This window comes from Ruegeria sp. HKCCD8929 (assembly GCF_013031405.1).
Taxonomy (GTDB): domain Bacteria; phylum Pseudomonadota; class Alphaproteobacteria; order Rhodobacterales; family Rhodobacteraceae; genus Ruegeria.
In genome coordinates this window covers 130506-150354 of sequence record NZ_WPZY01000006.1, presented here as the reverse complement: position 1 = coordinate 150354, position 19849 = coordinate 130506, and the positions used below count along the sequence as shown (strand labels likewise).

Genomic DNA, 19849 nt, shown 5'->3' with positions numbered 1-19849 from the left:
CGCCTCGCCCCGGCATGTTCCTATCTCAGGCTGACCGCCGTGCCGCTGGCCGAAACCATCAGCATGCTTTCACCTACAACTTCGTAATCCAGATCGACGCCGACTACGGCGTCCGCGCCCTTGTCGGCGGCGCGCATTTCCAACTCGTGCAACGCAGTCTCGCGCGCGTCTTGCAACTTGCTCTCATAGGCGCCCGAGCGCCCGCCCACCACATCGGTGATCGAGGCGAAGAAGTCGCGCACGACATTGGCACCCATGATTGCTTCACCCACGACGATGCCGTGATATTCCGCGATCTGTCGGCCTTCGACTGAGGGGGTGGTTGTGACGATCATCTGGTGTTTCCCTTGTGCCCGAGCGCAGATGGCGCCTCTATCTCATGAACCTGCGAAGAAGCTGCGCCGCGCCCCATCCGAGGAAGACACCTACAGCCACCGCTAGCATCGGGTTCAGGAAACTCATTTCCCTGAAGTTCACGTAGAAAATGGCAATGAGCCCGCCGAGGACAGGCAGCATGTAAGGAATGAAGCCCTTTGCGTTCTTGTTCATAGTGTCCCGCTTTATGCTCTGCACGTTCTCATGTCGGCTACCCGGCGTAAGTCGATCACTCAGACTTCCGGAGTTGACCGATTGTGACATCTCATAAGTCACCCCACACCTCCGGCTCCCAGTACCTGCACGGCGCCCAAACCGAGGCAAAGAGATATGAATGCTCCGAGAACAAAAGCCGAAGGCATCAGCCTTCCTGAGCCCCGCATTGCCTTCATCAAGACACTGCCAACAAACCAGATCGGGATTAGGGTGAACCAGGCGATTGCAAGGATCGCCACCGGGAGACCATAAGCACCGGGTGTTTCGCTTTGCCTCACGCTCTCAGGTGCCATGTCGCTGATGGATTGAATGTTGAGAAACAACACCAAGACAATCAACGAGCAGATGGCGCCAAAAACCACGGCTCTGACCGAAGATTTAGCCGCGCCGCGAGCGGGTTCTCCGGATTTGGCCGCCTTGGGCACTGAAGTGGAGGGCTGCTTTGCGCTGATGCGTTGCAGCCTTGCCTGAAACTCGTCCTGTCCCATTGGTCAGCCGACGCTCCCCTCCAGCGAGATCGCCACTAGCTGTTGCGCCTCCATCGCGAATTCCATCGGCAGCGCCTGCAGCACGTCCTTGCAGAAGCCGTTCACAACCAGCGCAACCGCCTCTTCCTCGTCCATACCGCGCTGGCGGCAGTAGAAGAGTTGATCGTCATCCACCTTGGACGTGGTCGCCTCATGCTCGCAGCGCGAGGAATTGTTGCGCACCTCTATGTAAGGCACCGTATGCGCCCCGCATTTGTCGCCGATCAGCAGCGAGTCACACTGGGTGTAGTTGCGCGAGTTCTTCGCCTTGGGGTGCATCGACACCAACCCGCGATAGGTGTTCTGCGCCTTGCCCGCACTGATACCCTTGGACACGATGCGCGACTTGGTGTTCTTGCCCAGATGCACCATCTTGGTGCCGGTATCAGCCTGCTGGTAGTTGTTGGTGATGGCGATGGAATAGAACTCGCCCTGGCTGTCATCGCCGCGCAGGATGCAGGACGGGTACTTCCATGTCACCGCCGAGCCGGTTTCCACCTGCGTCCACATCACTTTGGCCCGGTCGCCCCGGCAATCGGCCCGCTTAGTGACGAAATTGTAGATGCCACCCTTGCCGTTCTCGTCACCAGGATACCAGTTCTGAACGGTCGAGTATTTCACCTCGGCGTCTTCCTCGACAATGATCTCGACCACGGCGGCATGCAGTTGTGAGGTGTCGCGCTGCGGTGCCGTGCAGCCTTCTAGATAGGAGACGTAGGAGCCTTTGTCGGCGATGATCAGCGTGCGTTCGAACTGGCCGGTGTTTTCCGCATTAATGCGGAAATAGGTGCTCAGTTCCATCGGGCAGCGCACGCCGGGCGGCACGTAAACGAAGGAGCCGTCCGAGAACACGGCGCTGTTCAGAGTGGCGTAGAAATTGTCCGAGACCGGCACGACCGAGCCCAGATATTTCTTCACCAGTTCGGGGTGCTCGCGGATCGCCTCGGAAATCGAGCAGAAAATCACCCCAGCCTTCTTAAGTTCAGCCTGAAAGGTGGTGCCGACCGAAACCGAGTCGAACACCGCATCCACGGCAACCTTACGGCCCTCGGCAGGTACGGCTTCAGCGCCCTCAACGCCTGCCAGAATCATCTGTTCTTTCAGCGGGATGCCCAGCTTTTCGTAAGTGGCCAACAGCTTGGGATCGACCTCATCCAGCGACTTCGGCTTTACCTCCATCGACTTGGGCCGGGCATAGTAATACTGGTCCTGAAAGTCGATTTCGGGGTAGTCGACCATGGCCCAGTCGGGCTCTTCCTTTTGCAGCCAGCGGTCATACGCCTGCAGCCGCCAATCGGTCATCCACTCAGGTTCATCGTTCTTTTCAGAGATCAGCCGAACGATATCCGGGGTCAGCCCTTTGGGGGCGTATTCCATCTCGATATCGGTTTCCCAGCCGTATTTGTAGGCACCCCCGACCTCGCGCACCGCGTCCACGGTCTCCTGATCGACGCCTTCTTTTACCTGAGTCTGGTCCAAAGCGGCCATGACATCCTCCGTCAGATCACGCGGCCCGCGCGCGATGCTTTTTCTCTTTTTCCAGCCACGCATCCGCAAAGCGCAGCAAATCTTCTTCCATTGTCCGAGGCCCAAGCGACACGCGGATCGCGCTGGCTGCGGTTGCCTCGTCATATCCCATCGCGCGCAGCACGGCGCTGGCCCGGACCTTACCGCTGGAACAGGCCGAACCTGCGCTGATGGCAAAGCCCGCCAGATCCATCTGCATCACCTGCGTTTCGCCCTTCCATCCGGGCGTTGCAAAACACATCGTGTTCGGGAGACGGTCCTGATCTTTCCCGACAAAAATAGTAGATTTAGCGCTGGCCTCAAGGGCCTTTTCTAGAATATTTCTAAGTTCCGCAACCCGATCCCAGATACCGTCCGCCAGATCGCGGGCCGCAGCCTCGGCAGCGGCGCCGAACCCGGCTATTCCAATCACGTTTTCGGTCCCGGAACGACGGCCCATTTCCTGCCCACCACCCTTGATCTGTGCGGGCAGATCGGTGCCCCGTTTCATCACCAGCGCACCAATGCCCTTGGGTCCGCCTAGCTTGTGCGCCGAAACCAACGCCATCTGCGCGTCCAGCCAGTTGAAGGCAACCGGCAATTTGCCAAAAGCCTGAGTGGCGTCGGTGACCGCGATGCCCTGCGGCAGGTGTTGAACGATGCCGGTTTCCGAATTCGCCAGTTGCAGCGCTGTCTGCACCGGGTCTTCGACCGTTACCTGCCCGGTCATGGAAACAGACAAATCCTTAGAAATCCAAGCTCTTACCGCATCATGCTCAATTGCCGCGCCGTGCATTCCACGCCTGGCCAGCGCCAGTGCAGCACCTTCGGTGGAACCGGAGGTAAAGACGATATCCGCCCCATCCGCTCCAAAGGCCGAGGCCACCTGTGCCCGCGCCTTTTCGACCACTCCCTTGGCCGCCCGTCCCTCTGCATGGACCGAGGACGGATTGCCGCAAACATCCATCGCCGCGATCATCGCGTCGTGCGCCTCGGGGCGCAGGGGCGTGGTGGCGTTATGATCGAGGTAAACACGTTTCATGGATGCATCTTTTTCAGCACGTCAAATCCCGGCGCATTGACCAAAGTCAGGCTTCCCACAATTAGTCATCCACGACTGCGAATAGGCTTGGCACCGCCGGGCATGGTGCCAGATCGTTCTTGATCACGTCCGACAAACGGGTCTGGTGCAGGAACACGTAGACATGGGCGGACAGGCTCTCCCACAGCCGGTTGGTCAGCGACTGCGCCTGGCTGCCCGAGGAGGCTCCGGATGCTCCTGCCCCCTTGTGCATGGCATCCACCGTCTCATCCACGGCTGCCAGCACCTCGACCACGCGAATCTCGGAAGCCCGGCGCGCCAGCCGGTAGCCTCCGCCAGGACCGCGCACCGACGACACCAGCTCGGCCCGGCGCAGTTTCACGAAAAGCTGTTCGAGATAGGGAAGCGAGATGTCCTGACGCTCGGAAATCTCGCCCAGCGTCACCAGCGTGTCCGCCGGTTGCAACGCGATATCCGCCAGCGCCACCATCGCGTATCGGCCCTTGGTCGACAGCTTCATCCTTGCACCCTCAAAAGTCGCATTTGCGCGAAATGATTGACCTCATCGCCACCAGTGCGTATCTCCCACTGACAGCGTGACCATCCGGCGCGCCTTTCACTTAGAACCGTTCTAAGGTACCCGCGGGATACCGTCAAGATTATCCCGGTGCCGCGAAAGAAGAGACAGGACCAAAGCACACATGCCCGAGGTGATTTTTCCCGGACCCGAAGGCCGCCTGGAAGGCCGCTACCACCCGCAAAAGGAAAAAGACGCACCGATCGCCATCGTGCTTCATCCGCACCCGCAGTTTGGCGGCACCATGAACAACAAGGTGGTCTACAACCTGCATTATGCCTTTTACAACATGGGTTTCACGGTTCTGCGCTTCAATTTCCGCGGCGTCGGCCGCAGCCAGGGCGAATACGATCAGGGCGTGGGCGAGCTGAGCGATGCGGCCTCCGCGCTCGACTATCTGCAGTCGATGAACAACAATTCCAAGCATTGCTGGGTCGCGGGCTTTTCCTTTGGCGCCTGGATCGGCATGCAGCTGTTGATGCGCCGGCCCGAGATCACCGGCTTCATCTCGGTCTCGCCGCCCGCCAACATGTACGACTTTTCCTTCCTCGCCCCCTGCCCCTCATCGGGTCTGATCATCAACGGCTCGTCCGACCGGGTGGCCCCACCCACGGACACCACCGCGCTGGTCAACAAGCTGCATGAGCAAAAGGGGATCACGATCACCCATACCGAGGTGGAAGGGGCCGATCACTTCTTTCAGGACTCTCACATGGACACGCTGATCGACCACACCACCGAATATGTGAAGCGTCGCCTGACGGAGAATACCCGCTGATGTCCAACACGCTCGACACCCTTGCCGGCAAATTGGCCGAGGACACGTTGAAGGTGATGGAAGAAACCGGCCAAGACCGGTTGTTTGTCGAAGTGGGCGAGGTTCTGGCCGCCGCCTCGCAATCGCTGGAAGAGGCCTATCTGACCGAGGTCCGCGTGCGTCTGGCCGAACGCACCGCGCGCAAGTTCCTGATCGGCAAGCTCAGCGAATTCCGCGAGGGCGCCAAGACGAAAGAAAAGCAGTGAGCGACCGCCTCTCCGCCCAGATCGCGTTTCTGAAACAGGCGGACAGGTTGAAAAGCGTCGATCGGGCCAATGTCCTGCTCGATCTGTCGCGGCCCGAAAACTCTGCCGAACACAGCTGGCATCTGGCGCTCTGGGCGCTGGTCTTTGCGCCTCTGGCCGAGCCTGACGTGTCGGTGGACCGTGCCATCAAAATGCTGCTTCTGCACGATCTGGTCGAAATCGAGGTCGGCGATCATCCGATCCACGAGGAGACCGACTGGGACGCCGTTGCCCGCGCCGAACAGGCCGCCGCGCGCAGTCTGTTTGGCCTGCTGCCCCCGGATCAGGGCGCCGAATTTCTGGCACTCTGGACCGAGTTCGAGGCCGACGAGACCCCCGATGCCCGCTATGCCAAACGTTTGGACCGCTGTCAGCCGATCTTTCAGGTGCTTTGCGCCGAAACCCCGCGTCCCGATCACGTTGAGGTCGTGCGCGACAACCTGAATGGGGGCCGCGCCGCCTATCTGCGACAGGAATTCCCCGCTGCCTATACCCATGCACGGGTGCTGTTGGGAGAGGCCCCTGCGACAGGCGCCGATGCATTCACCGCCCGCCTGCCCTTTCTGACCGAAGCCGACCGGCTGAAATCCGTCAACCGGGCCTCGCGCCTGTTGGACAATTCGCGCGTCGAGAACTCGGCAGAGCATTCGTGGCACATCATGCTTTACGCCTGGGTGCTGGCGGATCAGGCCGCGCATGGGGTTCGCATTGACCGCGTTATCCAAATGCTGCTTCTGCACGACATTGTCGAGATCGACGCCGGCGACAACCCGATCCACGGTCAGGTCGACCACGCCGCCCAGGCCGCCAAAGAAGAGGCAGCGGCAGAGCGGCTGTTCGGCTTGCTGCCTAGGACGCAGCATCGCGAGTTTCTGTCCCTCTGGCGTGAATTCGAAGCGGCAGAAAGCGCCGACACGATCTTTGGCAAGGCCATCGACCGAGTGCAAACCCCGATTGCCAATCTTGCAAACGGTGGCGGCACATGGGTCGATTATCAGGTCAACCTTGGCCAGATGGAAAGCCGCGTCGGCAAGCCGGTCAGCCTTGGGGCGCCCGGCCTATGGACCTGGCTTCTGCCACAGCTTGAAGATTGTTTTGACCGGCTGGGGCTGCAACGCTGACCCCAAAACACCGTTGCGACAGAAAAAGGGGGCCAGCGGCCCCCTTTTTTGCCATTCTGTCGGCTCGGTGTCAGACCCGGATCATCTGGTATTGACTTCCGGTCTGCGCGGCGTCGCTTTCAACGGAGCCCCCTCCAACAAGCCACCCGAGCACCACGATAATGGCAGATGTCAAAATGATGGTTTTCGCAAACGGGGTCATTCTGAATACTCTTTAAAGTCAGTCATGAAAAACGAGTGCATACTAACAACTCCTCTGTCGCCGACATAGTCAGGTTTACCTGACTTTTCACCATGACCGGCCAGTCTGTGGTTTTGATGAAGATGAGATTACAATCTGTCTTTTTTCTTGCCCGGCCAGCGAAAATCGTGCTCATGCTCGCGTCAAAATCAGCCCCAATACCAGGAGCCTTCCCCGTGCCCCAGGCTTATTTCATCCTTTTGATTGCGGTTATCGCGGAAACCATCGGCACCACGGCGCTGCAGGCCAGCCAGCAATTCACACGGCTATGGCCGTCAGTTCTTGTGGTGGCGGCATATGGTTGCGCCTTCTATTTCCTGTCCATGACGCTCAGGGTCATGCCGGTGGGCGTGGTCTATGCGATCTGGTCGGGACTGGGGATCGTGCTGATTGCGATCATCGGTTTTATCGTCTTTGGCCAGCGGCTGGATTGGCCCGCTGTGACCGGTCTGGGGCTGATCATCACCGGAATTCTGGTCATTCACCTGTTTTCGCAGACCGCCGGGCATTGAACGCGCGTTAGGGCTGGCATCTTTTGCCGCACCGCGTTATGCGCGCGGCAACTTCCCGTTCAAAGGCTGACCTCTCATGGACCTGCGCAATATCGCAATCATCGCTCACGTGGACCACGGCAAGACAACGCTGGTCGATGAGCTGCTGAAACAATCCGGTGCGTTCCGGGAAAATCAGGCCGTGGCCGAGCGTGCCATGGACAGCAACGATCTTGAGCGTGAGCGTGGCATCACCATTCTGGCCAAGGCGACCAGCGTGGAGTGGAACGGCACCCGCATCAACATCGTCGACACCCCCGGCCACGCCGATTTCGGCGGCGAGGTTGAGCGGATCCTGTCGATGGTCGATGGCGTGGTCCTGTTGGTGGACGCCGCCGAGGGCCCGATGCCGCAGACCAAGTTCGTCACCTCCAAGGCGCTGGCGCTGGGCCTGCGCCCCATCGTGGTGCTGAACAAGGTCGACAAACCCGATGCCGAACCCGACCGGGCGCTGGACGAATGTTTCGACCTTTTTGCCAATCTGGGTGCTGATGACGATCAGCTGGATTTCCCGGCCATGTATGCCTCGGGCCGCTCGGGCTGGGCGGATATGGAGTTGGACGGGCCGCGCCAAGACCTGTCGGCGCTTTTTGATCTGATCGTGGATCACGTCCCCGCCCCGAAACAGACCGCCCACAAGGATGAACCGTTCCGCATGCTCGCCACCACGCTGGGCAGCGACCCGTTCATCGGCCGCATCCTGACCGGCCGGGTAGAGAGCGGCACCCTCAAGGCGGGCGCCGCGCTCAAGGCCCTGTCGCGGGACGGCACGGTGATCGAGAATTTCCGCGCCAGCAAGATCCTCGCCTTCCGGGGCCTCAGCCAGCAACCCATCGACGTGGCCGAGGCGGGCGACATCGTCACCATCGCAGGCATGAGCAAGGCAACGGTGGCGGATTCGCTGGTCGATCCGCAGGTGAATGAGGCCCTGCCCGCCCAACCCATCGACCCGCCCACCATCACCGTGACCTTCGGCATCAACGACTCGCCGCTGGCAGGCCGCGACGGCAAAAAGGTGCAGAGCCGCGTGATCCGCGACCGGCTGATGAAAGAGGCCGAATCGAACGTGGCCATCCGCATCAGCGACACCCCCGGCGGCGAGGCCTTTGAGGTCGCAGGCCGGGGCGAATTGCAGATGGGCGTGCTGATCGAGAACATGCGGCGCGAAGGGTTCGAACTCAGCATCTCGCGCCCGCAGGTTCTGTTCCGCGAGGAAAACGGCCAGCGTCTGGAGCCCGTCGAGGAGGTCACAATCGATGTCGATGACGAGTATTCCGGCGCGGTAATTGAAAAGATCACCGGCGCGCGCAAGGGCGAGTTGGTCGAGATGCGCCCCGCAGGCGCGGGCAAGACCCGAATCATCGCCCATGTGCCCTCACGCGGGTTGATCGGCTATCACGGCGAGTTCCTGACCGACACCCGCGGCACCGGCGTACTGAACCGGGTGTTCCACGGCTGGTCACCGCACAAGGGCCCGATCCCGGGCCGCCGTGCGGGTGTCCTGATCTCGATGGAGAACGGTCAGGCCGTGGCCTATGCGCTGTGGAACCTCGAAGAGCGCGGGCGCATGTTCCTGGGGCCCCAAACGGATGTTTATCAGGGCATGGTCATCGGCGAACACTCCCGTGATAACGATCTTGAGGTCAATCCGCTTAAGGGCAAAAAGCTGACCAACGTGCGCGCTTCTGGCTCGGACGATGCTGTGCGACTCACCCCGCATGTGCAGTTTTCGCTGGAAGAAGCCATCGCCTATATTGACGATGATGAACTGGTCGAAGTCACACCAAATGCCATCCGCCTGCGCAAGCGCTACCTTGATCCTCACGAGCGTAAACGCATGGCAAAGAGCGCCTAAGATATTGCAAATAAACAAAAACCCACAAAGCGGGATTGTCTCCCGCTTTGTGTCAGCGCCTCAATAAACTGTCACATTTTGTGAACGGCAATTTTGGGCCTTTTGATGCCGCACAAGCACTTAATTCCTTGTAGCTTTCTCCGTAAAGGATAGTGAATTCCGAAATTTCAACTGATAAGTTTCGGAAGTAAACGGCAAAAGTTTGAAACAAAATTGACGAGTTTAAGGCAAGCAGGTAAGGTTAGCTGACCTTGGGTCACTAGTACTTTTTTTTGGAGTAGTCATTATGAGTGCGAAGGCACGTTTTCTTTCAGTAGTATTTGCATCTACTGCTTTATCGCTGGTCGCTTCTGGGGGATACGCGGCAGGTGGGAAATGCACATACAAAACAGCTCGCAAATCTGTATCCACTGAAACCTTGTGTTCATGTCGTGTCGTCGAGGCCCGCATGCTGCGCTATTTGCAGCGCCGGTCCGATTTCGAGGACATCCTTGCGCGGACCACGCTGACTTGTCCGGGTTTTGCTGCGGTGCTGACGGATTTTCCAACGGCATCGGTGTCGGATCCGTCCGACGATTCTGATCGCAGCGACGATGATGACAGAGAAGACATCGGTCGGGACGACGACGGCGGCGATGATGGCGGCGATGATGGCGGCGACGACGGCGGCGATGATGGCGGCGACGACGGCGGCGATGATGGCGGCGACGACGGCGGCGATGATGGCGGCGATGATGGCGGCGACGACGGCGGCGATAATGGCGGCGATGATGGCGGCGACGACGGCGGCGATAATGGCGGCGATGATGGCGGCGACGACGGCGGCGATAATGGCGGCGGCGATGATGGCGGCGACGACGGCGGCGATGATGGCGGTGAAGGCGGCGACGGCGGTGAAGGCGGCGACCAAGGCGGCGGTGGTGAAGGCGGCGACCGCGGTGGGGACAGCCCCGAATCCGGAAAAGAGTCTCGCTGAACTAGTTCATCGGATTGTGAAACAAGCCCAAAAGTCAAAAGCGCGCCGGACTGGCGCGCTTTTCCCTAGCTTTGGTTGGACACCCCAACCCAGTTCTTAGGGCGATTGGGATCCTGCATACGCAAAAACAGGTAGTGAGTGGCTTTCCACGGCTTGATCGAATTCGTCAGATTGTCCAGTACAAGGTCACCTTGCCCCGAGCGATAGACCAGAACCGCATGCGAATTTCTGCGTGTATCCAGAACGGTCGCGATCAGGAGTTTCTTGGGATCGAGGCCCATTTTGATCAGGTCACGTTTTTTCAGCAGCGCGAAATCTTCGCAATCTCCGCCACGCGCAGTCGGCAATGCCCAGATATCCGCTTTCCGGTACTGGCTCTCATCCGTCACCGAGCGAGTGGTCCGGTTGACACGCTTGTTGACCGATTGCACGAGGGCCAGTTCCTGCGCGCTTGAAATCCGCTTCTTCGGCGAAGTCGCGCACGCCCATGAGTAGGTTTTGCACAGCGTTCTGGCGCCGGTTGGAGGCGGGAAAGACGACGATGCCTGCAGATACCGCCCTTCGGATGCTTGGGCCGTTTGCGCAAACAGGAGCGGTGCGCAAACCATCAGCGCGGAGAACGCAATTCCCTTGATGCTCGCCACCACTGTGGCACCTGCGGAGATACCTGCTTTCGTCATGCCTGATCCTCGGTCCAAATCAATCGGGTCGATTGCTGCCTCAGTGAACCAACTGTGAGTTGTGCGGTTCGTCCGATATTCGGTCTGAAAAAGCAATCGCCACCCGTTTTGACCGGGAAAAGCGGCGGAAATCCGTCGAAAAATGTGGCGACTTCGCGGATAGATTCTGTCCTCTTGCCTGATTTAGGGCATGTTTCTGGGACGATTCGCCCAGTACGGACCTACATAACTATCAGAAAATCAAAATTTTTTCCCTGTGAGGTTGCCGCAACACCCAATCGAACTTGGAAACAGTCCGTTTCCAAGGCAAAAGACCCCGCCAAAGCGGAGTCTTTGATCGTCTTACAAATTCCTTGGCGAATCAGATGCCGGTGGTCGGACCGCTTTACTCCGACGTTTCGACCACCATCAGTTCACGCTCCGAGGCGCCGCGCGCATGGCTCAGCGCCTCCTGATACTCGGATGAGTTGTAGCACTCCACCGCCGCCTCGACCGAGGGAAACCTGGCCACCACGTTGCGGGGCCGCTCCCTGCCCTCAAGCTGAACATACCGCCCCGCACGGGCGATGAACTCACCCCCGTGCTTGGCGATCGCCGGGCCCGCAAGCTCGGCATATTTGCCATAGGCCTCGGCATCCGTCACCGTCACATGCGCTATCCAGAGTGCACCCATCTTATCCTCCCATCACCTGTTCTGCGGCCTTGATGGCGGCGTCGGCATTGGCCGCATCCTTGCCGCCGCCCTGCGCCATGTCCGGACGGCCACCACCGCCCTTGCCGCCCAATTCGACGACCGCCGCCTTGACCAGATCGACCGCAGAAATCCGGTCGGTCAGATCCTTGGTCACGCCTGCGGCCACGGCTGCCTTGCCGCCGGTATCAGCGATCAGCAGCACCGCGCCCGAGCCCAGACGGTCCTTGTGCTCGTCAATCAGCGCCGGCAGGTCCTTGCCCGACACACCGGTCAGTGCCTGCGCCAGGAACTTGACGCCGTTCACCTCGCGCGCGTCCGAGCCGTTGCCCTGCCCCGCCCCCCCGGCCATGGCCAAGTCACGGCGCAGCTGCGCGACCTCGTTCTGCAGCGCCTTGCGCTCATCCATCAGTGCCCTGACCCGGTCAACCACCTCCGCCGGTTGCGCCTTGAGCATGCCGGACACCTGGCCCATCCGCACCGCCTCGCCCGCCAGATGCTCGAACGCCGCCGCGCCCGTCAGCGCCTCGATCCGGCGCACCCCGGCCGAGGACGCGCTGTCGCCGAGCAGGACGAATGTGCCGATGTCACCGGTCTGCTTCACATGGGTGCCGCCGCACAGTTCGATGGAATAGGTCATGCCGCCCTGACCCTTACCGGTTTCAGCCCGACCCATCGACACCACACGCACCTCGTCCCCGTATTTCTCTCCGAACAGCGCCTGCGCCCCAATCGCGCGGGCGTCGTCGGGGGTCATGATCCGGGTCTCGACGGTCGAGTTCTGGCGGATATAGCCGTTCACATCCACCGCAACTTTGTCCAATTCCTCTCCCGTTAGCGCCTTTGAATGGCTGAAGTCGAACCGCAGCCGGTCCGCCGCGTTCAGCGAGCCGCGTTGCGCCACGTGATCGCCCAGATGTTCGCGCAGCGCTTCGTGCAGCAGGTGCGTCGCCGAGTGGTTCGCCCGGATCGCCGAGCGGCGGGTGTGATCGACCTCCAACTCGACAGGATCGCCTTTGGCAATCGTGCCGCGTTCCACAGTCACCTTGTGGGCATAGACCTTGCCATCGGCGAATTTACGAGTGTCCTCGACCAGCGCCACCTCGTCACGGTTTTCCAGCCGACGGATCACACCGGTATCACCGACCTGACCGCCGGCCTCGCCATAGAACGGGGTCTGGTTGACCACGATCCAGCCGCTTATCCCCGCCTCAATGCTGTCGACCAGGGCGCCATCCACGATCAGCGCGCTGACCTGCCCCTCGGCCTTTTCGGTGTCATAACCCAGGAACTCGGTGGCGCCCCCGGTGTCCATCACGTCGAACCAGACCGCATTGTCCGCCGCCTCGCCCGAGCCAGCCCAGGCCGCGCGCGCCTTGGCCTTCTGCTCTTCCATCGCGGCGTCAAAGCCGTCGGTATCCACGGTCCGACCCATCTCCCGCAGCGCATCCTGTGTCAGGTCCAGCGGGAAGCCGTATGTGTCATAAAGCTTGAAAGCCGCCTGCCCAGAAAGCGGCGCGCCCTCGGCCAACCCGTCCAACTCGTCATCCAGCAGCTTCAGACCACGGTCAAGGGTCTGCTTGAACCGGGTTTCCTCGAGCAGCAGCGTCTCTTCGATCAATGCCTGCGCCCGGCCCAGTTCGGGATACGCCGCGCCCATATGCTGTACCAGTGCCTGCACCAGCCGGTGCATGACCGGGTCCTTGGCGCCCAGCAGATGCGCATGCCGCATCGCCCGCCGCATGATCCGGCGCAGCACGTATCCGCGCCCGTCATTCGACGGCATCACCCCGTCGGCAATCAGGAACGAGGTCGAGCGCAGATGGTCCGCGATCACCCGATGGTGCACGTTCTTGTCACCATAGGGATCGACACTGGTAGCATCCGCCGAGGCCTCAATCAGCGATTTGAACAGGTCGGTGTCATAATTGTCATGGCTGCCCTGCAGCAGCGCGCCGATCCGCTCCAGCCCCATGCCGGTGTCGATCGACTGCATGTCAAGCTCGACCATCGAGCCGTCCTCGAACTGCTCGTTCTGCATGAAGACGATGTTCCATATCTCGATGAACCGGTCGCCATCCTCTTCCGCGCTGCCCGGAGGACCGCCCCAGATGTGATCGCCATGATCATAGAAAATCTCGGTGCAGGGTCCACAAGGCCCGGTCGGCCCCATCTGCCAGAAGTTGTCATTCGTGGCGATGCGGATGATCCGGTCCTCGGGCACGCCGACCTTTTTCCAAATCTCGAAGGCCTCGTCATCGGTGTGATAGACCGTGGTCAGCAGGCGGCTCTTGTCGATGCCGAATTCCTTGGTGATCAGTTCCCATGCAAAGGGGATCGCGTCGGTCTTGAAATAATCACCGAACGAGAAATTCCCCAGCATTTCAAAGAAGGTATGATGCCGTGCGGTATAGCCCACATTATCCAAGTCATTGTGCTTTCCACCTGCGCGCACACATTTCTGGGAGGTCGCGGCGCGTTTGTAATCACGTGTTTCGACCCCGGTGAACAGGTTCTTGAACTGCACCATGCCGGAGTTGACGAACATCAGCGTCGGATCGTTGCGCGGCACCAGCGGGCTCGACGCAACAACCTCATGACCCTGTTTGTCGAAGTAGTTCAGAAAGGTGGATCGGATATCGTTCAGCGTCGGCATTCCCGCTCTCTCAGCGCATAATCGAAAGGTTCTGCGCAGGTTTATCCGCGTGCCCAGTGATAGTCCACAGCACTTGCGGCCATGAAACGAAACAAGGCGGCCCCGATGGACCGCCCTGCTCCGGATATTCTCAGCTCCCATCGGGGAACCGGGGGATTTCAGCTGTTCCCATCAGCGTCCTTTAAGCTTCGAGGATGTCATCCTCTTCCGCGCCCGGCGGCATGTCGAAATCCAACCCATGGGCGGCGCGAATCTTGTCCTCGATTTCCAGCGCCACGCGTTCGTTCTCACGCAGATACTGCTTGGCATTCTCACGCCCCTGCCCGATCCGCTCATCGCCATAGCTGAACCACGATCCCGACTTGTCGACCACGCCGGCCTTCACGCCGAGATCCAGCAGCTCGCCCATCTTGCTGATGCCCTCGCCATACATGATGTCGAATTCTACCTGCTTGAAGGGCGGTGCCACCTTGTTCTTGACGACCTTGACGCGGGTCTGGTTGCCCACCACCTCGTCGCGGTCCTTAATCGCGCCGATGCGGCGGATGTCCAGACGCACCGAGCTGTAGAATTTCAGCGCATTACCGCCGGTGGTGGTTTCCGGGCTGCCGAACATCACGCCGATTTTCATGCGGATCTGGTTGATGAAGATCACCATACAGTTCGACCGGCTGATCGAACCGGTGAGCTTACGCATCGCCTGGCTCATCAGGCGGGCCTGCACACCCACGCTGCTATCGCCCATGTCGCCCTCCAGTTCCGATTTCGGCGTCAACGCCGCAACGGAATCCACGACAACCATGTTGACCGCGCCCGACCGCACCAGCGTGTCGGTGATCTCCAGCGCCTGTTCTCCGGTATCGGGCTGGCTGATCAGCAACTCGTCCAGATCGACACCCAACTTGCGAGCATATTGCGGATCCAGCGCGTGTTCGGCATCGACAAAGGCGCAGACACCTCCCCGCTTCTGCTGTTCCGCGATGCAATGCAACGTCAGCGTAGTCTTGCCCGAGCTTTCCGGCCCGTAAATCTCAATGATCCGGCCCATCGGCAGACCGCCGATTCCCAGCGCGATGTCCAACCCCAGTGAGCCGGTCGAGCTCGCCTCGATCTCCTGAATGGCATTCTCACCGCCCAGTTTCATGATCGAGCCCTTGCCGAACTGCCGCTCGATCTGGGCCAGCGCACTGTCCAGCGCCTTTTGCTTGTCCGCGTTCTGCTTGCTGCTCATCGTCAGAAGATCCGCCATTATCCCGTTCACTTTCCTTTTGTCACACCCGTGGCCGGGCGGCAATCGCTGCTTTGTTCACCTCTTGTTCCTTATGGGATCAAAAAGAGAACATTTCAACTCAAAACTTCCGGAACCTACTGTTCCGCAATTGTGTTAAAGAGTGGTTTACGGCAATCTGTGAGTGTGGGAGAAACTAATGAGACGCGCATAAATGCTTGTTTTCTATAAGGAACGGCTGGCCCTTCTATCCGTTCCTAAAACCGGAAGCACGGCCTATCAGACTGCCTTGCGCGACCGGGCCGACCTCGTGGTTTCCGGTCCGCCCGACCTCAAACACGCGCCTGTCCGCCGCTATGATCGGTTTTTTCAGAACATTTTTCGCAAGATGTTCGATACCGAAATGGAGATCATGGCCGTGGTACGAGAACCCATCGACTGGCTGGGCAGTTGGTATCGGTACCGCCACCGTCCCGCACTCACCGGCAGCCCAACATCGACCGAAGGCATCAGTTTCGACGAATTCGTCGAAGCCTACATGAAAGGCACCCGCCCCGCCTTTGCCGATGTCGGCAGCCAAAGCCAGTTTTTCATCACCCGAAGCAACGGCGTCGGCGCCACCCATATCTTCAAGTATGAACACCAAGACAAGATCATCGCGTTTCTGGAAAACCGCCTGGGCACCAAGATCATCCTGAACCGCGAGAACGCCTCTCCGGAGATACCACTTTCCCTGTCTTCGAAAGTCGAAGAGCGCTTTCGTCGTAAATTCGCCGGGGAGTTCGATCTGCACAAATCGGCGCGATAGGCGCTGCCCTCTGAGGCATGCGAACGGTTCTGTCGCTCCAGGGCTACTGCAGTGCCGTTCCAACCGACCTCGGCCCAAGCATACTCAAGGTCTAGCTCGCCACGCTGCCACACCGCGAACCAAAACGAGGCCGTTTTCAATGCAACTGCTGATAAACCGTTTCGGTTAACTGATTCAGCGAAAACGGTTTGGGAAGAAAGATCGAATTCGGGACCTCTGGTCCAGCATCGCCAAAGGCTCCTTCGGCATAACCGGACACGAATACCACCCGCACCTGGGGACGATCAGCCAGGGCCATGCGAACCCAGCTGGGACCATCCATCCCGGGCATCACGACATCGGTGACAAAAACATCCACGGCTAAGTCGCGATCTTCCAGCAGGCGCAACGCATCCTCGGCCGATTCTGCTTCCAAAACCGTGTACCCTCGCAAACGCAGGGCGCGCGAGGCGAAGGCACGGACAGGTGCTTCGTCCTCGACCAGCAAAACAACGCCTTCACCATGTTTCGAGGCGGGCGTCGGCGCCGGTGTATCGCTGACTGTCTCCTTACGGGCAGTTTCAACGCAGACTGGCAGATATAGCGTGAATTCCGATCCCTTCCCCTCGACACTGTCGACAAAAATGAACCCGCCGGTCTGCTTGATGATTCCATAGGCAGTGGACAAACCCAGCCCGGTCCCCTCGCCGGTTCGCTTGGTGGTGTAGAACGGCTCAAACACCTTTTGCAGTTTGTCCGACGCGATACCGATGCCTTCGTCGATCACCTTGACGGTCACATACTCGCCGACGGGCAGCGTGGCTCGGTCGCGGTTCATCGGCTGATCCAATTGTACAATCTCGGTCTCGATCCGTACTTCGCCGCCATTGGGCATGGCATCACGTGCATTCACCACGAGATTCATCAGCACCTGTTCGAGCTGCCGCTTGTCGGCTCGCACCGGCCTCAGTACCGGATCGTGGCTGAGCGTCAGCGTGATCTTCTCGCCAACCAACCGGTTCAGCAGATGGATCAGATCTGACAGAGTATCGCGCAGATCCAAAGTTTCGGGCCGCAGGGTCTGTTTGCGGGAAAAGGCCAGTAACTGACCGACAAGGGCTGCGGCGCGGTTTGCATTCTGGTTGATTTGCACTAGATCACCATAGTCCGGATCGCCCTGATCGTGCCGCAAGAGCAGCAGATCGCAATGGCCGGAAATCGCGGTCAGCAGGTTGTTGAAATCATGCGCCACACCGCCGGCGAGTTGGCCCACGGCCTGCATCTTCTGGCTTTGCACGAATTGTGCCTCGAGCGTCTTGAGCTCAGTCGCGTCGTTCAGCACCGCGATCAACCCAGCCTCACCATCCTTGCAGGCCCGGCTCAGCGTGACCTGAACGAACATCTCCTTGTCCTTGCGGGTCAAGCGCAGGAATTCCGAGCGGGGCGCTGCCGCCCCGATCACGGTTTCACGCAACCAGTCGGGGATCGGGCGCCCCAACCCTTGCATCGCATCCTCGACCGAAACGCTCTCGGATAACTCCGGGCCCAGCAGTTCCGCCGCGAGCCGGTTCACCTCGAGGATGCGCCCCTTGGGAGACAGCCGCATCAGCGGCACCGGCAGCGCGGCGAAATCCGTGTTCACGGCCTCAACCGAGGTTTGGTCGACGGGAACAAGAACAAGCTCGAGCCGGGCCGGCGCCTCGGCAAGCTCGGTCACCACGGCGTTAACAATCCCGCCTTCCACCGACACCTGATTGATCTCACCCGGCTTGTAAGGCAACTCGACAAAAAGGCGGTCCAGCGACTTCACCCGCCCGCCTGCAAAACGGCGCGCGGCCTCGTTCATGAAAAGCACCGTCCCTGACCGGCCCACGGTCAGCATGGGCAGAGGCAGCATGTCTGCGCGTGCGTTAGCACCCCGTCCGTCCTGAATATCCTCAACGCGCCACAAAAAGGCACCATTTCCCAAAAGATGCACTGCCAGCCGCACATGGCCACGGCGGGTCACCGCATCCTCGCGCGCGTTGCCATCCAGCATCGCGCGGGCCTGCAGCCTGTAGAGAATGGCCTGAGGGTTGGGGAGGGCCGACCGCAGCGCCGCTGCCATCGTCTCACCCTGCCCGGCCGAGAACCGCGCAGAGGCGGCGATGTTGCCGGTCTGAATGACCCCATTCTCGTCAGCAACGAAACTGGGCGTGGCGTCCCTTTCGATGAAGGAAAACAACATCGCACGCGCCACCCGTCCCGATCGGTCGGCGCGCCAGCCGAGCGCGATCATCACGCCAAGCACCAATACCAGCGAAAGCCCCCCTGCCGCCAGCGCGTACTGCATTGCCTGAGAGAAACTGCCACCATAGGCCGCCGCCAGCGCAATGACCGCCAGAACGCAGACCACCACAACCCGCGATCCCCTGGGCGTCTGACGCTCAAGGAACGGGGTAGACGATGCGGCAAAATCTGACACGTCCCAACTCCGTCTTGCAGGGATTCGACAGGAGTATTTCGCGCAACAAGGGTTAAACCCGGCTTAACGCAGCAACTCTACCTATAGTTGCTACGCGTCATTTCTATCCCGCGTCAAGTGTGACGCAAAGAAACCGTCGGTGCCGTGTGATACCAGCCATTGTTTACGGAAGGACTCGGACCAAGTCGGGTGATTCCTAAGGAATTTATTGATGTTATGTCCATTTTCTTCACACAGCATCGAGCAGGTGGCATAGGCCAGCACTCCGTTTGGCGTCACCAAACTGGAGGAGTGTTCCAGAATGGACTGCTGAATCTCCACCAACTCACCCAGGCGCTTCTCCGTCAGCGTCCACTTGCCAGCGGGCGCCCGACGCCACGATCCGCTGCCGGAACATGGCGCATCGGTCAAAACCAGATCGAATGGCACCTGCCGGGCAATCTGGCTTTTGTTGAGCAGCGTCACGGCCAACCCGGCCCGCTCGGCTCTTCCCGGAAGATCGCGCATCCGTTGCGGAGCCGCGTCATGGGCAAAGACCATGATCCCGGTATGCGCAGCCAGCGCCAATGTCTTGCCGCCACCGCCCGCGCAATAATCCAGCACGCGCATCCCCTGCGCCAAGGGCAGGGTCTCGACCACGGCTTGGCTGGCGGCGTCCTGCAACTCGACCAACCCATCCCGATAGGCCGCGCTCTGGGCAACCCGGCGAGCGCCTTCGGTGACCTCAAGCGCTGTAGCGCAGGCTGGATGCGGCACTGCCGTGATCCCGTCGGCTGCGAGCGCTGCGATGGCCTCTGGCACGTCCGCCTTGCGTAGATTGACTCGCAGATGCACCGGCGCGCGGGTTTGCAGGGATTTTGCGGCGGCTGCGGCTTCTGCGCCGAGACCGTCGGAAAATGACGGCCAGAGCCAATCGGGAATATCGAGCGCTTCGGCATCTCCCTGTGGCGCGCGCCCGGATTCATCAGGTCGCAATGGCTGCGGCGCATGGCCCTGTCCGGTGAAAATCTCCGCCAGATCCTCGCCGCGCGCACGGCACGCACCGATCATCAGACCACGCCCGGTTCCGGCCCCGCCCAAAGCCGCAAAGGACCGCTTGCAGCGTAGGGCATCAAACACGTGGTCGCGGATGGCTGCCCGGTCCTTGGAGCCTGCAAACCGGCTGCGCCGCGCCCAACCGGTCAGCGCCTTTTCGGCAGGTGCCCCAGCGAGGATCTGATCTAGAATATCGATGGCGGCCTGAACGCGGGCGGCGGGGGTCATGGCAGAGGTCCGATTTTCAGATCGTTCACAC

General features: G+C 60.2%; 20 protein-coding genes. 6 read left to right on the top strand and 14 right to left on the bottom strand.

The window, feature by feature from the left end; all coding sequences use genetic code 11:
* Window positions 1-20: 20 nt before the first annotated feature.
* From GOX53_RS11695 to GOX53_RS11670, 6 genes are all read right to left on the bottom strand, one after another.
* Window positions 21-335 carry a heavy metal-binding domain-containing protein gene (locus GOX53_RS11695; protein WP_171176472.1) on the bottom strand — a complete coding sequence of 105 codons (315 nt, stop codon included), beginning with the start codon at window positions 333-335 and terminating at the stop codon, window positions 21-23.
* Window positions 336-372: 37 nt separating this feature from the next.
* Window positions 373-549 (bottom strand): hypothetical protein, encoded by a 177-nt coding sequence (locus GOX53_RS11690; protein ID WP_171176470.1) that lies wholly within the window; start codon window positions 547-549, stop codon window positions 373-375.
* A 98-nt stretch (window positions 550-647) separates the two neighbouring features.
* Window positions 648-1079, bottom strand: coding sequence for a hypothetical protein (locus tag GOX53_RS11685; RefSeq protein ID WP_171176468.1), 432 nt, complete (start codon window positions 1077-1079; stop codon window positions 648-650).
* A gap of 3 nt (window positions 1080-1082) precedes the next feature.
* Window positions 1083-2606: a Fe-S cluster assembly protein SufB gene (gene sufB, locus GOX53_RS11680; RefSeq protein WP_171176466.1), complete on the bottom strand. Its 1524-nt coding sequence runs from the start codon at window positions 2604-2606 to the stop codon at window positions 1083-1085.
* A 16-nt stretch (window positions 2607-2622) separates the two neighbouring features.
* Window positions 2623-3666 carry a cysteine desulfurase family protein gene (locus GOX53_RS11675; protein ID WP_171176464.1) on the bottom strand — a complete coding sequence of 348 codons (1044 nt, stop codon included), beginning with the start codon at window positions 3664-3666 and terminating at the stop codon, window positions 2623-2625.
* Window positions 3667-3727: 61 nt separating this feature from the next.
* Entirely contained in the window at window positions 3728-4186 is a 459-nt protein-coding gene (locus GOX53_RS11670) for an Rrf2 family transcriptional regulator (RefSeq protein WP_171176462.1), read from the bottom strand.
* A 181-nt stretch (window positions 4187-4367) separates the two neighbouring features.
* On the opposite strand from GOX53_RS11670, the gene GOX53_RS11665 reads away from it, so the two are divergent.
* The 3 genes from GOX53_RS11665 to GOX53_RS11655 are packed head-to-tail and all read left to right on the top strand — an operon-like array spanning window position 4368 to window position 6426.
* Entirely contained in the window at window positions 4368-5021 is a 654-nt protein-coding gene (locus tag GOX53_RS11665; protein WP_171176460.1) for an alpha/beta hydrolase, read from the top strand.
* Window positions 5021-5266: a hypothetical protein gene (locus tag GOX53_RS11660; protein ID WP_171176458.1), complete on the top strand. Its 246-nt coding sequence runs from the start codon at window positions 5021-5023 to the stop codon at window positions 5264-5266. Before GOX53_RS11665 ends, GOX53_RS11660 begins: the two co-directional genes overlap by 1 nt.
* The gene (locus tag GOX53_RS11655; protein ID WP_171176456.1) at window positions 5263-6426 is read left to right on the top strand and encodes an HD domain-containing protein; all 1164 of its coding nucleotides are present in this window, start codon (window positions 5263-5265) and stop codon (window positions 6424-6426) included. Before GOX53_RS11660 ends, GOX53_RS11655 begins: the two co-directional genes overlap by 4 nt.
* Window positions 6427-6496: 70 nt before the next feature.
* Here the strand turns inward: GOX53_RS11655 and GOX53_RS30125 are convergent, their stop codons facing one another.
* Complete coding sequence (locus GOX53_RS30125) at window positions 6497-6628, bottom strand: hypothetical protein (RefSeq protein WP_256415869.1); 132 nt, start codon at window positions 6626-6628, stop codon at window positions 6497-6499.
* 215 nt (window positions 6629-6843) lie between these two features.
* Between GOX53_RS30125 and GOX53_RS11650 the strand changes: the two genes are divergently transcribed.
* Together GOX53_RS11650 and typA are read left to right on the top strand one after the other, a co-directional pair.
* Window positions 6844-7179 (top strand): multidrug efflux SMR transporter, encoded by a 336-nt coding sequence (locus tag GOX53_RS11650; RefSeq protein WP_371810288.1) that lies wholly within the window; start codon window positions 6844-6846, stop codon window positions 7177-7179.
* A gap of 76 nt (window positions 7180-7255) precedes the next feature.
* Window positions 7256-9073 carry a translational GTPase TypA gene (typA, locus tag GOX53_RS11645; protein ID WP_171176451.1) on the top strand — a complete coding sequence of 606 codons (1818 nt, stop codon included), beginning with the start codon at window positions 7256-7258 and terminating at the stop codon, window positions 9071-9073.
* A gap of 424 nt (window positions 9074-9497) precedes the next feature.
* On the opposite strand, the gene GOX53_RS11640 is transcribed toward typA, so the two are convergent.
* The 5 genes from GOX53_RS11640 to recA form a co-directional block, all read right to left on the bottom strand.
* Window positions 9498-9983, bottom strand: coding sequence for a hypothetical protein (locus GOX53_RS11640; protein WP_171176449.1), 486 nt, complete (start codon window positions 9981-9983; stop codon window positions 9498-9500).
* 131 nt (window positions 9984-10114) lie between these two features.
* Entirely contained in the window at window positions 10115-10729 is a 615-nt protein-coding gene (locus GOX53_RS11635; RefSeq protein WP_171176447.1) for a transglutaminase-like cysteine peptidase, read from the bottom strand.
* Between the two features lie 385 nt (window positions 10730-11114).
* On the bottom strand, window positions 11115-11402 hold the full coding sequence (locus GOX53_RS11630) for a DUF1330 domain-containing protein (RefSeq protein WP_171176445.1): 288 nt from the start codon (window positions 11400-11402) through the stop codon (window positions 11115-11117).
* Between the two features lies 1 nt (window position 11403).
* Window positions 11404-14076, bottom strand: coding sequence for an alanine--tRNA ligase (alaS, locus tag GOX53_RS11625; protein ID WP_171176443.1), 2673 nt, complete (start codon window positions 14074-14076; stop codon window positions 11404-11406).
* 181 nt (window positions 14077-14257) lie between these two features.
* A complete protein-coding gene (gene recA / locus GOX53_RS11620) occupies window positions 14258-15325 on the bottom strand; it encodes a recombinase RecA (RefSeq protein ID WP_171176441.1) in 1068 nt (355 codons plus the stop codon).
* A 193-nt stretch (window positions 15326-15518) separates the two neighbouring features.
* Here recA and GOX53_RS11615 point away from each other — a divergent pair, with 193 nt between their 5' ends.
* Window positions 15519-16112 carry a sulfotransferase family 2 domain-containing protein gene (locus GOX53_RS11615; RefSeq protein WP_171176439.1) on the top strand — a complete coding sequence of 198 codons (594 nt, stop codon included), beginning with the start codon at window positions 15519-15521 and terminating at the stop codon, window positions 16110-16112.
* 136 nt (window positions 16113-16248) lie between these two features.
* Here the strand turns inward: GOX53_RS11615 and GOX53_RS11610 are convergent, their stop codons facing one another.
* On the bottom strand, window positions 16249-18555 hold the full coding sequence (locus tag GOX53_RS11610; protein WP_371810286.1) for an ATP-binding protein: 2307 nt from the start codon (window positions 18553-18555) through the stop codon (window positions 16249-16251).
* Window positions 18556-18645: 90 nt separating this feature from the next.
* The gene (locus GOX53_RS11605) at window positions 18646-19818 is read right to left on the bottom strand and encodes an RsmB/NOP family class I SAM-dependent RNA methyltransferase (protein WP_171176437.1); all 1173 of its coding nucleotides are present in this window, start codon (window positions 19816-19818) and stop codon (window positions 18646-18648) included.
* Window positions 19819-19849: the final 31 nt, after the last annotated feature.

What these genes read in the sequence shown, in the direction of transcription:
- sufB (WP_171176466.1), bottom strand. Translation starts at nt 2,606, where the DNA reads ATGGCCGCTTTGGACCAGACTCAGGTAAAAGAAGGCGTCGATCAGGAG.
- GOX53_RS11685 (WP_171176468.1), bottom strand. Translation starts at nt 1,079, where the DNA reads ATGGGACAGGACGAGTTTCAGGCAAGGCTGCAACGCATCAGCGCAAAG.
- typA (WP_171176451.1), top strand. Translation starts at nt 7,256, where the DNA reads ATGGACCTGCGCAATATCGCAATCATCGCTCACGTGGACCACGGCAAG.
- GOX53_RS11660 (WP_171176458.1), top strand. Translation starts at nt 5,021, where the DNA reads ATGTCCAACACGCTCGACACCCTTGCCGGCAAATTGGCCGAGGACACG.
- GOX53_RS30125 (WP_256415869.1), bottom strand. Translation starts at nt 6,628, where the DNA reads ATGACCCCGTTTGCGAAAACCATCATTTTGACATCTGCCATTATCGTG.
- alaS (WP_171176443.1), bottom strand. Translation starts at nt 14,076, where the DNA reads ATGCCGACGCTGAACGATATCCGATCCACCTTTCTGAACTACTTCGAC.
- GOX53_RS11635 (WP_171176447.1), bottom strand. Translation starts at nt 10,729, where the DNA reads ATGACGAAAGCAGGTATCTCCGCAGGTGCCACAGTGGTGGCGAGCATC.
- GOX53_RS11695 (WP_171176472.1), bottom strand. Translation starts at nt 335, where the DNA reads ATGATCGTCACAACCACCCCCTCAGTCGAAGGCCGACAGATCGCGGAA.
- recA (WP_171176441.1), bottom strand. Translation starts at nt 15,325, where the DNA reads ATGGCGGATCTTCTGACGATGAGCAGCAAGCAGAACGCGGACAAGCAA.
- GOX53_RS11630 (WP_171176445.1), bottom strand. Translation starts at nt 11,402, where the DNA reads ATGGGTGCACTCTGGATAGCGCATGTGACGGTGACGGATGCCGAGGCC.
- GOX53_RS11675 (WP_171176464.1), bottom strand. Translation starts at nt 3,666, where the DNA reads ATGAAACGTGTTTACCTCGATCATAACGCCACCACGCCCCTGCGCCCC.
- GOX53_RS11665 (WP_171176460.1), top strand. Translation starts at nt 4,368, where the DNA reads ATGCCCGAGGTGATTTTTCCCGGACCCGAAGGCCGCCTGGAAGGCCGC.
- GOX53_RS11605 (WP_171176437.1), bottom strand. Translation starts at nt 19,818, where the DNA reads ATGACCCCCGCCGCCCGCGTTCAGGCCGCCATCGATATTCTAGATCAG.
- GOX53_RS11690 (WP_171176470.1), bottom strand. Translation starts at nt 549, where the DNA reads ATGAACAAGAACGCAAAGGGCTTCATTCCTTACATGCTGCCTGTCCTC.
- GOX53_RS11615 (WP_171176439.1), top strand. Translation starts at nt 15,519, where the DNA reads ATGCTTGTTTTCTATAAGGAACGGCTGGCCCTTCTATCCGTTCCTAAA.
- GOX53_RS11670 (WP_171176462.1), bottom strand. Translation starts at nt 4,186, where the DNA reads ATGAAGCTGTCGACCAAGGGCCGATACGCGATGGTGGCGCTGGCGGAT.